Annotated in this window: 11 protein-coding genes; 1 reads left to right on the top strand and 10 read right to left on the bottom strand. The window is 54.5% G+C overall.

Features of this window, described 5'->3' with window-relative positions; all coding sequences use genetic code 11:
* Positions 1-40: 40 nt before the first annotated feature.
* From ACESMK_RS10070 to prpD, 7 genes are all read right to left on the bottom strand, one after another.
* Complete coding sequence (locus ACESMK_RS10070) at positions 41-1,327, bottom strand: outer membrane beta-barrel protein (RefSeq protein ID WP_372997825.1); 1,287 nt, start codon at positions 1,325-1,327, stop codon at positions 41-43.
* The gene (locus tag ACESMK_RS10065) at positions 1,320-2,174 is read right to left on the bottom strand and encodes a polysaccharide biosynthesis protein (RefSeq protein ID WP_372997823.1); all 855 of its coding nucleotides are present in this window, start codon (positions 2,172-2,174) and stop codon (positions 1,320-1,322) included. The genes ACESMK_RS10070 and ACESMK_RS10065 overlap by 8 nt, the downstream gene beginning before the upstream one ends.
* Entirely contained in the window at positions 2,174-3,697 is a 1,524-nt protein-coding gene (locus ACESMK_RS10060; protein ID WP_372997821.1) for an XrtA system polysaccharide chain length determinant, read from the bottom strand. The genes ACESMK_RS10065 and ACESMK_RS10060 overlap by 1 nt, the downstream gene beginning before the upstream one ends.
* A 60-nt stretch (positions 3,698-3,757) precedes the next feature.
* The gene (locus ACESMK_RS10055; RefSeq protein ID WP_372997819.1) at positions 3,758-4,402 is read right to left on the bottom strand and encodes an XrtA/PEP-CTERM system exopolysaccharide export protein; all 645 of its coding nucleotides are present in this window, start codon (positions 4,400-4,402) and stop codon (positions 3,758-3,760) included.
* 14 nt (positions 4,403-4,416) lie between these two features.
* Positions 4,417-5,829: a TIGR03013 family XrtA/PEP-CTERM system glycosyltransferase gene (locus ACESMK_RS10050; RefSeq protein WP_372997817.1), complete on the bottom strand. Its 1,413-nt coding sequence runs from the start codon at positions 5,827-5,829 to the stop codon at positions 4,417-4,419.
* A 192-nt stretch (positions 5,830-6,021) separates the two neighbouring features.
* Positions 6,022-6,783, bottom strand: a complete 762-nt coding sequence (locus ACESMK_RS10045; RefSeq protein WP_372997815.1) for a PEP-CTERM sorting domain-containing protein — start codon at positions 6,781-6,783, stop codon at positions 6,022-6,024.
* A gap of 158 nt (positions 6,784-6,941) precedes the next feature.
* On the bottom strand, positions 6,942-8,426 hold the full coding sequence (gene prpD, locus ACESMK_RS10040; protein ID WP_372997813.1) for a 2-methylcitrate dehydratase: 1,485 nt from the start codon (positions 8,424-8,426) through the stop codon (positions 6,942-6,944).
* 266 nt (positions 8,427-8,692) lie between these two features.
* Here prpD and ACESMK_RS10035 point away from each other — a divergent pair, with 266 nt between their 5' ends.
* Positions 8,693-9,409: a DUF1194 domain-containing protein gene (locus ACESMK_RS10035; RefSeq protein ID WP_372997811.1), complete on the top strand. Its 717-nt coding sequence runs from the start codon at positions 8,693-8,695 to the stop codon at positions 9,407-9,409.
* Positions 9,410-9,463: 54 nt separating this feature from the next.
* Here ACESMK_RS10035 and prpF read toward each other — a convergent pair whose 3' ends face one another.
* The 3 genes from prpF to prpC all read right to left on the bottom strand — a co-directional run bounded on the left by prpF (position 9,464) and on the right by prpC (position 14,894).
* Positions 9,464-10,642 carry a 2-methylaconitate cis-trans isomerase PrpF gene (prpF, locus tag ACESMK_RS10030; protein WP_372997809.1) on the bottom strand — a complete coding sequence of 393 codons (1,179 nt, stop codon included), beginning with the start codon at positions 10,640-10,642 and terminating at the stop codon, positions 9,464-9,466.
* A 275-nt stretch (positions 10,643-10,917) separates the two neighbouring features.
* Positions 10,918-13,515 (bottom strand): Fe/S-dependent 2-methylisocitrate dehydratase AcnD, encoded by a 2,598-nt coding sequence (gene acnD, locus ACESMK_RS10025; protein ID WP_372997807.1) that lies wholly within the window; start codon positions 13,513-13,515, stop codon positions 10,918-10,920.
* A gap of 248 nt (positions 13,516-13,763) precedes the next feature.
* Positions 13,764-14,894 carry a 2-methylcitrate synthase gene (prpC, locus tag ACESMK_RS10020; protein ID WP_372997805.1) on the bottom strand — a complete coding sequence of 377 codons (1,131 nt, stop codon included), beginning with the start codon at positions 14,892-14,894 and terminating at the stop codon, positions 13,764-13,766.
* Between the last annotated feature and the right edge of the window lie 237 nt (positions 14,895-15,131).

Genomic DNA, 15,131 nt, shown 5'->3' with positions numbered 1-15,131 from the left:
GTGTGAATCGTCGGCTACTTTCGGGAGCGCTATTTCATCTCTACAGGAACCGATAACTTAGGCCAACCTGAATCCAGTTTTCTTCGTATTCCGCGGATGGAAGATCGCTGTCACGTCTTGAATGGCCAATGCTTGCTGTGCAATCCAGGTCTGTTGACAGGTTATAGGTAAGTCCTACGCTGGCAGACGATAACTGGTCGTCACGGCCACTCTGTTCGTAACGAAGGAATTCGACAAAGCCATTGCCGTTAACGCTTAGCCTTGGGCGAATATTCCGACTGACGTTAAACCTCAGCCCCAGCGCTTCCTCTTGTTCGTTTGTCTGGAGGTAATCCGACCGGTTGGCAAACGCCTGCAAACCCATTTGGGTACCGTCACCGAACAGCTTGGTAAGGCCTGCATCAATAGCCGTTACCTCTACCCCGCTCTCTTCTGTAAAATCGAAAGCGAAATCCTCAAAGCGAACCGTGAAATCCGAAGACTGATCCGTCAATTCTCTGGAAGCGGCGATGTAAAATGATGCAGTGGGGTTTATTTCTCTGGTGAAGCGCAGATTTCCGATCACAGCATCGTTGGTCTGGTCCACGTCACCAAACGAAACCTCTTGCTCACTCAGACCGATGCTACCGTTAAGAGAGGATGTGGCCCAGATCTTGTTGAAGTTCAGATTAATCGAATCGGAGTCTGTTTCAGCCCCGTTATCCAACTCCTGTTGGTTGGTTGTTGCTGACAAGCCTCCAGACAACGTGCGGTCGAACTGGTGATTCCAGCCAATACTGCCAATGTAGCGATCACTGTCCCGGGTTTCCGGGTTTTCATATTCGGTGTTTTCATATTGCAAAGAAGTGCGGAGCTGGTCGACCGGGCTCAGGGGGATGGTGAGAACGGGCCCGGTGCGAAAGATGTTTCTTCTGGTGCGATTATCGGGAGTGTCATTCTGCCGCGAACTCTGCAATACCTCACTCAGGTTATCGCTCAACTCCCAATTCAGCCCGGGACTAATCTCACAGTTGCCGCTGAAACCCAGTCCCGCCGTCGTTTCTGGGTCGTAAAAGTCGTTAAACCAGTAGGAATATCCGAGTGACGCATCCAGATCAGACTGGCAGCGCCCTCTGTCCCGGCTGTAAGTCACCCGAACTCGGGTGGTCGCTTCTGTTCCAGATTCTTCAAGCTGGTTTTTGCCGGCATTATCAGTGGATCTCGACGAGAGTGAACCTGTCACGCCAAGTGGTTCCGCGTATACGGATACAGGGGATGCACCCAACAGAGCAGCCGCCAGTAAGACAAATGTCTTCTGCATCATCCATGACACCGCCGGTTTATCCATTCAGAACAGCTCCCACATATTTTTCCGAACTGAATGCCTGGGCCGCGTTTTCAATACCGGCGGCTGTCAGCTTGCCATGGGGCACAACCAGCATGGCGTAATCACAAAGCTCCGTCAGTATTCGGGCGTCCGGAGACTGGGAGACAGGAGCCGTATCGAGAATAATAAACCGGTCTGGGTAACGGCGCCTTACCGCCTGCAAAAACTGCTTCATTCTGAAAGATGTAAAGAATTCAGAGGGCGTCTCCCGGCGACTCCCGGCGGGAATCAGCCTCAACCGGGGAATCCCGGTAGGATAGAGAATCCTTCCAATTTCGTAGTCCGGATCATCCAGAAAGTCTGTCAGACCGGCATCGGGAATGATATCCAAGGTCGAATGCAGTGCGGGTTCGCGAAGATTGCAGTCAATCACCACGGCAGTCTTGGCCTGATCGAACGCAAACGCTGCGGCAAGATTGAGCGCGATAAACGAGGAACCGGCACCTTCACAGGCTCCGGTCACCACGAGGGTAAAGTTGTTGCCGCCGGATTTTTCCAGCAGTTTGGTCCGCAGATTCCGGAAGTGGTTGATCAAATCCCGGTTTGGTGATTCCGGGTAGATGATACGGCGCTCGTCCATATCATCCGTGGTGAGCCTTCGGGGCTCCTGCATTCTGGCGATCTGTTTACTGATGACATATTTGTCGACAGCCCCCGCCCCGAGTTCCAGGGAGCTGGGAACCAGCATCCGGGAATCCGAATATTCCTCAGACCAGGAACGCTCCTCAACCGAAGCCTCCGTAACCGAAGTGCCCGCTTCGTCGTTCCGTGACGATTTTTGTTTGCGACTACGCTCGGTATCGTTCATCAAATAACTCCAAGATACCTGGCTACTGCAACAGCGGCGTACCCACCTGCCACAACAACAGCCAATATTACCAGCGTGATGGTTGAACGCCTGTCTCTGCGCTTTTCGTAGGGCGTTCGCACTTGCGGAATCTGCTCCAGAACCAGCATATCGAGTTCGTCTTCCAGCTGTTCCCGGCATCGAATGCGTGGATCTACCTGCGCCCAACCCACTGCGGCTCCGAACGGAGCGACAATTCCCAGCAGTAATCCAGCCACCGCAAACATTTCAAATTTTGGCCCCGTGGGAGCGCGAGGGAACTGGGCCATCTCATTAATCTGATAGTTCAAACCCTGGCCTTCAATATCCAGATGCATGGACACCCGTGCTTTTTCCCGCCGTTTGAGCAGGTCATCGTAAATTTCTTTGTTCACTGTCATGTCGCGGGTGAGTTCTGAATACTCTGCTTTATTGGCCTGTATGCGCTCCATTCGTTTTTCCTGCTCTGCCATCAGCCGGTTAAGCGAACGGACCCGTGTTTCTATTGACTGAATATCAGTACGGGTTTCTACGAGCTGGGAGCGAACTTCCTGATACACGGGGTTGGAAATAGTCTCACCAGACGAGCTTTCTGAAACCTGAGGTTCCTGGCCCTGGGCCCTTTCCCGTTGTTTGCGCAACTCGGCCAGCTGCTCTTTCAGGATAACGATATCCGGGTAGCTGTCGTGGTATTGAAGCCTCAGAGAGTCCAGGCGTTCTTCAAGCGCCAGAATCCGCTGTTGATAAACGTCCTCCCCCCTACCCTGGAGGGTGGGACTGAGATTTGCCAACTGCTCCTCGAGTGACATTTTCCGTGACTCGAGCTCTTCTAGCTCGAGTTCAGCCAATTCGATCTCGCTTCTGAGCCTCGCCATACGGGAATTGGCTTCTTCCTCCGTGCCGTCGACATTCTGCGAGAGAAAATCCTGAAGTCGCTGTTCAACCTGCGCGATCTGTTGCTCGTAGCTTTTTACCTGTTTATCGATGAAATCGTAGGCCGAGCGGCTTTCACTACGCCGGCGCTGGTTGTTTTCTTCAATAAAGGCCTGGCCGAGCCGTTGCGCCAACTTGAAAGCCATCAAAGGGGACTGAGAAGCGAAACCAATACTGAAGAAGTTGTCCCGCCGCGGGCGGACCTCCAGACTGGAACGGAGCATGGCAATACGAGCTTCTAACCGCTCTTCTGAAAGATTGGTAGCGTCAGAACCGAATATACTCGTGTCTTCAGCGACTCTCGTCAGAACCCTCCGGGTACTCAGAAGCTCGTTGGCCGCGGACGCGCGATCACTAATACGAGTAGCGACTGCACTTCCCTCCATCAGGGGCCGGATAATGTTGCTGTCGTCTACAAATATTACAACTTCCGAATAGTATTTGTAGGGCCAGAGGAAGCCCGCGGCCAGGACCAGAGCACTGACACCCAAAAACATGAGAAACGCGAGGCCTTTCCTGGACCTGACTTCTCTTAGAGCTTCTTTTGGTAATTGGCTAAGCGGCAACGCCATAACAAGTACTCGATTAATCCATGTATCGTTGTTCTGACTTCAGCGTATTCCCACTTCTGATCAGAAATTTCGCTCCGGAATTGTCAGTATATCTCCAGGTCGCAGTGAGTAGTTGGTGGAAATATCACCTCGTTCAAGAATATCGTCTAATCGTACCGGGATGGCGACCACTTCACCGTCAAGGGAGCGGTAGAGCATGGCGTTATTCCCGGACGCAAACGGTGTAAGCCCACCTGAACCCAGAACAATATCGAGAACGGTCATTCCATCTCGATGGGGAGTGGATGTTGGCTGCCCTACGGCACCGGTCACCCTTACGCGATCTGTAAATTCATGACTTCCCATCGACGTGACAACAACACTGACCTGAGGTTCCCTGATATAAGAGGCCAGTCGCTGCTCTACTGAGTCGGCCAGCTTTTCGGGGGTTTCACCGCTGGCCTGTACATCACCGATAAGCGGTACCGAGATCTTTCCATCCGGTCTGACAGGAACAGATACACTCAAATCCTCATTGCGCCAAACAGACACTCTTACAACGTCTGTTACGCCGATTATGTACTGCTGGACACTCTGATTCTCCGAGAGCGCGAGCGCTTCCCGGACCTTCTCCGGAGAAGACGAAGACTGGCTGGCACAACCGCTGAGTACTACAGCAGAAAGGAGGGCAACAAAACAACTGACAGGCATATACTTCCGTGACATTTTAATTCCTCTTCTTACTGAGAGCCTTTTTTGAACAATACCACTTCTACTGTCTGAATTATAACCAAGAGATCCAGCAATAGACTCTGATTCTTTATATAGTAAAGGTCGTACCGCAGTTTCTCCCGGGTGTCCTCTTCGTTGTCTGCATAAGCAAAGCATAGTTGCGCCCAGCCAGTAAGACCGGGTTTTACCCGGTGCCGTTCGCTATAGAACGGAATCTTGGCAGAGAGTTGCTCCACAAACACCGGGCGCTCAGGTCTGGGGCCTACGAATGCCATGGACCCATTCAGTACGTTGAAGATCTGTGGCAATTCATCAATTCTGACTTTCCTGATGAATGCACCTACCTTGGTAACCCGGGAATCGTTTTTCGTCGCCCATACCGCTCCATTTTTCTCGGCATCCGTAATCATCGAACGGAACTTGTGGACCTTGAAAATATTATTATTCAGGCCAACCCGCTCCTGACTATAGAGAACAGGCGCCTTCCAGCCATCCTCGATTTTAATGGCAATAACCGTAAGCACCATGAAAGGCAAGCTGACAATCAATAGCGAAATCGCCGCCAAAAGATCCAGAGAACGCTTTCCAATCCCGTAAACGGAGGAAACCGTAAAGCCATCTGAAAACACCAGCCAGCCGCGGGTAATCATCTCCAGAGCGACCTTGCGGGATTCACGTTCATAGAAGTTTGCGCCGTCAATAATCCGGACGCCTTCCATTTTACATTCCAGCAGATCGTCCATCGGTAGTCCTTTGCGGCGGTCATCCACCGCTACGACAATTTCCCTCACAGGGTGCTTCAGGATGTATTGCTGCATCGTTCCCGGTAGCTGGATAAGATGTTCGTCTTTTACCTCAACAGGTTCATCCGGCAGCGGAACGAACCCCTGAAACACGAAACCCTTCCGATTGAAGGGGCTCTCCAGATCCTCCAGTAATTGCCGGGCTCGGAAACCGGCCCCGAGAACCAGCACGCGGCGTCTGAAGGTATCCTTACCAACCAGGGCAAAAAACACCACGCGGGATATGCCAAGAAGGAAGAAACCAAAAACAGAAGCCGAGCTCAACACATTGAAGGTGCCGAGATACCAGAACCAGTCACTGACCAGAAAATAGGCAAACCCACACAGAGGAATACTGATAATAAGCCCCATGATGGTTCGCAACATCATGCCGGACATGCCCTCTTCCAGTCGGGACTGGTGAACGCCCAAGGCCAGCATAACGACCAGATTGATCAGAGCGAATGCAATTGCAGAGGGTAGGACAAATAAAAAGCTATCGAGGAAAAACTGTAAGTCACCAAAAAAACGGAAAAATACCGTAAACGCCAGAGCAAAACCCAAAACAATGAAGTCGATCAGGCCAAGAATGACGAAAGGGAGGTGAATGTAATGCCTAAACAATCTGACGTGGGCCACGTCGACTCCTTTTGCTGCTCACAACCATAAAACTGCATCCTTTGCGTTCTATACAGCGATTTCAGAGCAACAGTGTACTTCAATTTGGGTTTACTTCAATCGAGGGGATGTAACCTTTTCGATGCATTCCGCTATTTGTAAACAAAACTGACAGGTCGGACTCCTCCGACCTGTCAGTTGAATAACCTCTGTTTACGATTTCGCTTGCTTTCGCCTCCGCGACAGCGCAAGCCCGGTAATACCAAGGCCGAGAAGGGCCAGTGTACCAGGCTCAGGAACAGCCACACTGCCAACAGTAACGTTATCTATACCGATGCCGTCACTGGTGTTATTCATATTGAAAGATAGCTTCTCAATAGAACCGCTCAGCGAAAAAAAGCTAAGGTAGTACGCGTTACCGGACGATACGTTGCCATTCGTTCCAAGAATATTCTGAATGGATTCGGTGAAAACATCGTCAATCCCGCTAACTTTGATATCCAAAGTGCCCCACTGGTCGTTGGGATCAGTCAGGAAGAAGCCAATGGCATTCACACCGTCTATTGGTCTGAAGTCGAAGGCTTGATGATCAAGGCTATCCAGATATTGTTTGTTGTCAGTGTCCGTTGGCATCGGGAAGCGCCCGTATAGGTTACCTTCCACAACGCCCAACCCTTCGCCGCAGGTAAAACTTCCCTGATTACAGGATTGGCCATACTGCTCTGGATTATTCGTGGAGGTAGAGAAATCGCCCACACTGGTACTGACCACCAGGTTTTGATAGCCACTTGTGAGCCCCTCAAAACCTTCCGTTTGTCGACTGGAGAGCTGATCCCAAAAGGCCTGCTCGTCACTCTGAGTGGCTCCGGGCCCGCTAACGTAATGGATAACATTGGCTTGTGCGATGGACGAGAAAGCGAACGCAGACGCGACCGACACGCCGGCCGCCAATCGAAGGAATAAAGACATCACCATGATACTGCTCCTTGGTACTTCTTTTTTAGTGTCTTCTCCTTTTAAGCAAATTCGGGGCCGAAATTTTTATCCCCTTAATTTCAACTAGTTAAAACGAAAAAAAGCCAATGAGCTTAACGTTGTGTAAAAACTCCTGACAGTTGGCCTGTCCACCCTCACTAAATTGTAAAAAGTGAGACAAAATCCTGTACGGCAGTTGCCTCCAGGCTCTGCTGATCCTTGCATACCGCACCTATCTGGTCACATCGCTGAGTTGGAAACCGCGTAGCGAGGTTGTTGCGGAATTTGTCTAACAGCAATGACATTCCCTCTTTTCTCCGCCGGCGATGGCCAATCGGATACTCAACAGCCACCTTATCGGTGCTGCTGCCGTCTTTAAAAAATACCTGAACCGAATTGGCTATAGAACGCTTATCCTCCTCCAGGTATTCCCGGGTGTAGCGCTCGTCTTCCACGATCTCCATTTTATCCCTGAGAGTATCGATGATCGGGTGCGCTTCGTGAAAAGAGTCCTCATAGTGCTCGGCGGTGAGAGTTCCAAAAATCAGAGGTACCGCTGTCATGTACTGCAAACAGTGATCCCGGTCCGCCGCGTTTGCCAGTTTTCCAACCTTGGAAATGATGCGGATCGCCGATTCGTGGGTGGCAATAACGATCTTGTCGATCTCATCAAGCCGGTCTTTGACCTCGGGATGAAGCGTGACTGCAGCCTCAGCGGCGGTCTGGGCATGGAATTCAGCCGGGAAGGAAATCTTGAAGAGAATGTTCTCCATCACATAGGAGCCGAAATCCTGGGGCATTGAGAATTCTCTTTTGTCCTCCGGCTTGAGCTTCTGGTCTTTGTTGGTTTTGCTGAACAGTACGTCGTAAAAGCCCCATTGGGGCGCTGTGAGCACGCCGGGTATGCCCATCTCCCCACGCATGGCTATGTCGGCCAGCCTCACTGCCCGCGATGTGGCATCGCCCGCCGCCCAGGATTTTCGGGAGCCTGCGTTGGGCGCGTGACGATAAGTCCTGAGTGATTGCCCATCTACCCAGGCATGGGATAACGCAGAGAGTAACTGCTGCCGGTTGGCGCCCATCATTTTCGCCGCAACTGCAGTAGAGGCGACTTTCACCAGCACGACATGATCCAGACCCACGCGATTGAAGGAATTCTCGAGTGCCAGCACGCCCTGGATTTCGTGAGCCATGATCATGGCTTCCAGAACGATTCGCATAGTCAGGGGGTCTTTGCCTTCGGCGACGCGTTTTTGCGAGAGATGGTCCGCAACGGCCAATATCGCGCCCAGATTATCCGATGGATGCCCCCATTCTGCCGCAAGCCAGGTGTCGTTGTAGTCCAGCCAGCGAACGATACAGCCGATATCCCACGCGGCTTTCACCGGATCAAGCCGGAAAGACGTTCCGGGTACCCGCGCACCATGAGGAACTGTCGTACCCTCAACGATCGGGCCAAGATGTTTCGTGCACTCTGGAAAACGAAGAGCCAGTAGACCGCAACCTAGCGTGTCCATCAGGCAGTAGCGAGCGGTGTTCCAGGCTTCGTCGCTGTCGATCCGATAGCCAAGAACGTAATCGGTTATTTTTTGCAGGACTTCGTCGTAATCGGGGCGTTCGTTTATATCGAATTGCGCGGACATAAACCATTTCCTCATCTGAAGTCAGCTTTACCAGCAAGACTAGTTGAATACCCCGCAGAATTCAGTGATCGCAAATCGCCTGATGTTGAAAAAATTTACACTGCAATGTGCGGTTGCAGACAGACCGTCCATACCCAACTGTTTTTATTAACAAAAAAAACGTTGGCACGAGTCTGGCTAACGGTAAAGGCAGAGCAAGCGACTGCGTTGCTCAAACGAAGACGGGTTCGGAAACCTGTACCAATAATTTTCAAGGAGATCTTCAAATGAAAATCAAGCAAACACTCGCAGCTCTGCTTCTGGCGTGCTGCACGGCACTGGCACCTTTCTCAGCCTCAGCAGCACCCATTACTGAATTGGCCCTGGTGGTCGATGCATCTGGCAGCATAGACAGCGATGAGTGGTCACTCCAGATGAATGGTTACGCCAACGCCATAAACAATGTAGTGCCCACTGACGGGTCCGTTGGTATTTCAGTTATCCGGTTTGCTACAACTGCAACCGTCGTGCGGGGGATGACAACAATCAGTGATGCGACAGCAAGAACAGACCTGGCGAACTTCTTCGTTGGCCTTAGCAAAACCGATGATGGCTTTCAAACCTGTATCTCATGTGGCATTTTCAAAGCCGAGGGCACCTTCAGTGGTTCAGCACAACGCTCTATTATTGACGTTTCCACTGACGGCTTTTCCAATGAAGGCGTAAACCCTGCAGGATCAGCAGCCATAACCGGCACCTCCGCCTGGGCAGTAGAGAATGGCAAAGCTGATGTCTTGAACGTCATTGGTATCGGCCCCAGCGCTTCTACTAATTTCGCATACGGACCGGGATCGTTTTCGCTATTGGCGAACGGCTTCGACGACTTCCAGGACACCCTCGAAGAAAAGCTCCGCAGGGAGATCGTGGTTCCTGAACCAGCAACCCTTGGCCTCCTGGGACTTGGTCTGCTCGGAATTGCAGGCATTCGTCGCAAGAGTGCCTAAGATCAGCCTGACTAGAAAGTGAAAAACGGCGGCCTGATGGCCGCCGTTTTTCATTCAGAAGGTATCGCCAGGCACCCTAACCCAACCTTCCATCAGAACCCGCGCACTGCGGCTCATAATGGCTTTGGTTGCGGTCCACTGACCATCCACTTCCTTCGCTTCCGCCCCTACACGCAAGGTGCCGGACGGATGCCCGAAGGTCACTTGGGTACGGTCGCCACCGCCTGCCGCAAGGTTCACCAGGGTTCCCGGAACGGCCGATGCCGTAGCAATAGCGACTGCAGCCGTGCCCATCATGGCGTGGTGGAGCTTGCCCATGGACAGGGCACGAACCAGGACATCCACATCCCCTGCCCCGATGTTCTTGCCGCTTGAGGACACATAATCCGAAGGCTTCGCCACAAAGGCCACTTTCGGGGTGTGCTGGCGATTGGCAGCTTCTTCGATGTTCTGAATAAGCCCCATTTTTACCGCGCCGTGGGCCCGGATGGTTTCGAACATCGGCAGTGCCTTGGGATCACTATTGATGTCGTCCTGCAGCTCCGTGCCTTTGTACCCGATGTCTTCGGCGTTCACGAAGATGGTGGGGATTCCAGCATTGATCATGGTGGCTTTCAGGGTGCCTACGCCAGGCACGTCGAGATCGTCCACCAGGTTGCCTGTGGGGAACATGGAGCCTTCGCCATCGGCGGGGTCCATGAATTCCACCTGCACTTCGGCGGCCGGAAAGGTCACGCCGTCCAACTCGAAATCGCCGGTTTCCTGTACTTCACCGTTGGTGATGGGCACGTGGGCGACGATGGTCTTTTTGATGTTGGCCTGCCAGATGCGCACGGTGCAGGTGCCGTTTTCCGGAATCCGGTCTTTGGCCACGAAACCGCTGTTGATGGCGAAAGCGCCCACGGCCGCCGTAAGGTTGCCGCAGTTACCGCTCCAGTCCACAAACGGCTTGTCGATGGAGACCTGGCCGAACAGGTAATCGACATCGTGATCCGGCTGGGTGGGTTCTGCGAGGATCACGGTTTTGCTGGTGCTGGATGTGGCGCCGCCCATGCCATCGATCTGCTTCTGGTAGGGGTCGGGGCTTCCGATGACTCGCAGCAGGAGTTTGTCCCGGGCTTCGCCCGGGGTCTGGCAGGCTTCCGGCAGATCCTTCAGCCGGAAAAAGACGCCTTTTGATGTGCCGCCACGCATGTAGGTGGCGGGGATTTTGATTTGTGGCTTGGTAGACATGGGGTACCTTTTAAGCTCAGTGTCGGATTACGGCTTCGCCTAATCCGACCTACTTGGGCCGGTTTCATTGCCGGATTACGGCTTCGCCTAATTCGACCTACTTGGGCCGGTTTCATTGTCGGATTACGCTTCGCTAATCCGACCTACGGGTTTGGCGGTAACTCTGCGTAGGTCGGATTAGGCCCAAGGGGCCGTAATCCGACAACGTTGGTTTGGCGATAACTATGGCGTAGGTCGGATTAGGCCCAGAGGGCCGTAATCCGACATTGCTTCGTTTATGCCGCCCCTTCGGACTGCAGAAAATCCTCCGCAAACCGCTGTAACACGCCACCAGCACTGTAGATAGACACTTCTTCAGCAGTATCCAGGCGGCAGGTGACGGGCACGCGTTCGGTGCTGCCATTCTTCCGGTGGATGACCAGCGTGAGCTCGGCGCGGGGCGCCGGGGTGCCTTCTACGTCGTAGGTTTCGGTACCGTCGATCGCCAGGGTCTTGCGGGTGGTGCCTTCCTCGAACTGCAGGGGCATCACGCCCATACCGATCAGGTTGGTGCGGTGAATCCGCTCAAAACCTTCGGCCACGATGGCTTCCACACCGGCCAGGGCTACACCCTTGGCGGCCCAGTCACGGGAGGAGCCCTGCCCGTAGTCGGCACCGGCGATGATGATCAGCGGCTGCTTGCGCTCCATGTAGGTTTCGATGGCTTCCCACATGCGGGTGACCTTGCCTTCCGGCTCGATCCGCGCCAGGGAACCCTGCTTCACGTTGCCATTCTCGTCCCGGACCATTTCGTTGAACAGTTTCGGGTTGGCGAAGGTGGCACGCTGGGCCGTCAGGTGATCGCCCCGGTGGGTGGCGTAGGAGTTAAAGTCTTCCTCAGGCACACCCATCTTGTGCAGGTATTCACCGGCCGCGCTGTTCATCAGGATTGCGTTGGATGGCGACAGGTGGTCGGTGGTGATGTTGTCCGGCAACACTGCCAGCGGGCGCATGCCCTTGAGGGTTTTCTCACCCACCATGCCACCTTCCCAGTACGGCGGGCGACGAATGTAGGTGCTTTGCGGACGCCACTCGTACAGAGGGTTGGTGTTGGCCTGCGCATCGCGAGTGATGTCGAACATCGGGATGTAGGTGCTGCGGAACTGCTCCGGCTTCACGCTGGATTTCACGATGGAATCAATTTCCGCATCGTCCGGCCAGATGTCCTTCAGGGTGACGGGGTTGCCGTCCTTGTCGTACCCCAGAGCGTCTTTCTCGATATCGAAACGGATGGTACCGGCGATCGCATAGGCAACCACCAGCGGCGGTGACGCCAGGAATGCCTGTTTGGCATAGGGGTGGATCCGTCCGTCGAAGTTCCGGTTACCGGAGAGCACGGCAGTTGAATACAGATCCCGGTCGATGATCTCCTGCTGGATTTTCGGGTCCAGGGCACCACTCATGCCGTTACAGGTGGTGCAGGCGAAGGCCACCACGCCAAAGCCGAGCTTTTCCAGTTCCGGCAGCAGCCTGGCTTCTTCCAGGTACATCTTGACCGTTTTGGAGCCCGGTGCCAGGGAGGTTTTCACCCAGGGCTTGCGGGTCAGCCCCAGCTTGTTGGCGTTGCGGGCGATCAGGCCGGCAGCCACCATATTGCGGGGGTTACTGGTGTTGGTGCAGCTGGTGATGGCGGCGATGATGCAGGCGCCATCCGGCATCTTGCCCTCTTCCTGTTCCCACTCACCGGCAATGCCGCGTTCTGCCAGCTCGGATGTGGGCAGGTGCGCATGGGGGTTGGAGGGGCCAGCCAGAGTGCGGGTCACCTTGGACAGGTCGAACTTCAGCACGCGCTCGTATTCGGCGTTTTTCATGCTGTCGGCCCAGAGGCCGGTTTCCCTGGCGTATTTCTCAACCAGGGCGACCTGTTCGTCTTCTCGACCGGTCAGTTTCAGGTAATCGATGGTCTGGCCGTCGATGTAGAACATGGCGGCGGTGGCGCCGTATTCCGGGGTCATGTTGGAGATGGTGGCACGGTCGCCGACGGTCAGGCTGTCTGCGCCCTCCCCGTAAAACTCCAGGTAGGCGCCAACCACGCGCTCCTTGCGCAGGAACTCGGTGATGGCCAGTACCATATCGGTACCGGTGATACCCGGCTGCAGCTTGCCCGTCAATTCAACGCCCACGATATCCGGCAGGCGCATCATGGACGCACGGCCCAGCATCACGCTTTCCGCTTCCAGGCCACCCACACCCACGGAGATAACGCCCAGGGCATCCACCATCGGCGTGTGGCTGTCGGTTCCGACACAGGTATCCGGGAAAGCTACTCCATCGCGGTTCTGAACCACCGGGGACATCTTCTCCAGGTTGATCTGGTGCATGATGCCGTTGCCGGGGGGAATCACGTCGACGTTCTTGAACGCGGTCTTGGTCCAGTTTATGAAGTGAAAACGGTCGTCGTTGCGGCGGTCTTCGATCTGGCGGTTCTTCTCGAACGCGTCTTTCTCAAAACCCGCGTGCTCAACGGCCAGGGAGTGATCCACGATCAGCTGGGTGGGAACCACCGGGTTGACCTTGGCGGGATCACCGCCCTTCTCGGCGATGGCGTCACGCAGCCCCGCCAGATCCACCAGGGCAGTCTGGCCGAGGATGTCGTGGCAAACGACGCGGGCGGGATACCATGGGAAATCCAGGTCGCGCTTGCGCTCGATCAGCTGCTTCAGTGAATCCGTCAGCACCTCCGGATCGCAGCGGCGAACCAGTTGCTCTGCCAGGATCTTGGAGGTGTACGGAAGTTTGTCGTACGCGCCGGCCTGGATGTCTTCCACGGCCTGGCGGGTATCGAAGTAGTCCAGGTCGGTGCCTGGTAATGGTTTGCGGTAGTTGGTGTTCATGGGCGGTACCCTGATTCTGGTTTTGTCGGATTACGCCATAGGCTAATCCGACCTACGTAAATATTGTCGGATTACGGCGTGGGCTGATCCGACCTACATAAATATTGTCGGATTACGGCGTGGGCTGATCCGACCTGCGAAAACTTGTCGGATTACGGCTTCGCCTAATCCGACCTACTTGGATGTCGTCGCTAACCCGTAGGTCGGATTAGCCGAAGGCGTAATCCGACACTCAGGGCTTGGTTAATTCACGGCCGTTCGTCGATCGGCACCCACTTCGCATCTGCCGGGCCGGTGTAATCGGCGCTTGGGCGGATGATGCGGTTGTTTTCGCGCTGTTCTTTCACGTGGGCGGTCCAGCCGGATACGCGGGACATCACGAAGATGGGGGTGAACAGCTCGGTCGGAATGCCCATGAAGTGGTAGGCCGAGGCGTGGAAGAAATCGGCGTTGCAGAACAGTTTCTTCTCGCGCCACATGACTTCTTCACAGCGCTCGGATACCGGGTACAGCACGGTATCACCCACTTCTTCCGCCAGCTTCTTCGACCACTGCTTGATGATGGCGTTGCGCGGATCGGATTCCTTGTAGATCGCGTGGCCGAAGCCCATGATCTTCTCTTTCCGCTCCAGCATGCCCATCAGGCCTTCCTCGGCCTCTTCCGGGGTCTTGAACTTCTGGATCAGGGCCATGGCCGCCTCGTTGGCACCGCCGTGCAGAGGACCACGGAGCGAGCCGATAGCACCGGTCACGCAGCTGTGAATGTCAGACAGCGTGGAGGCGCACACGCGGGCGGTGAAGGTGGAGGCGTTGAATTCGTGCTCTGCGTAGAGGATCAGCGACACGTTCATGACCCGCTCGTGCAGCTCGCTGGGTTTCTTGCCGTGCAGCAGCTCCAGGAAATGACCGCCGATGGAGTCCACATCGCTGTCGGTTTCTATCCGCACGCCTTCGTGAGCGAAGCGGTACCAATACGTGATGATGGACGGGAACACCGCCAGCATGCGGTCGATCTTGTCGTCCTGTTCGCTGAAGTCCTGCTCGGTTTCCAGGTTACCCAGCATGGAGCAGCCGGTACGCATCACGTCCATCGGGTGCGCGTCTTTGGGGATCTGCTCCAGAACGGTTTTCAGGGCAGCCGGAAGGCCACGGAGGCTCTGGAGCTTTTTCTTGTACGCGTCCAGTTCCTGGCGATTCGGCAGTTTGCCCCGCAGCAGCAGGTAGGCGATTTCTTCAAACTGGGCTTTCTCAGCGAGATCGGCAATGTCGTAGCCACGGTAAGTCAGGCCAGCGCCGCTTTTGCCAACGGTACACAGGGCGGTTTCGCCAGCGACCTGGCCACGGAGGCCTGCGCCGCTCAGTTGTTTTGCTTCAGCCATTGTTGTCTCCCATCGTTATCTTGTTTGGGGTGTCGGATTATGAGTTTTCCTGATCCGACCTACTGATTTGTTTCTAGAATTCGGGTTTGTTTGTCGGATTACGGCTTCGCCTAATCCGACCTACGTCACTTTGGACTGGGTTGTCGGATTACGCCTGCGGCTAATCCGACCTACGTTAGCAATGCCGGAATTTTTGTAGGTCGGATTAGGCGGAGCCGTAATCCGACAAACCTCATT

The sequence above is a fragment of the Marinobacter sp. genome, assembly GCF_041687235.1.
Classification (GTDB): Bacteria; Pseudomonadota; Gammaproteobacteria; order Pseudomonadales; family Oleiphilaceae; genus Marinobacter.
Note: the sequence above shows the minus strand (reverse complement) of the source record. Positions and strands in the feature narration are given on the sequence as shown.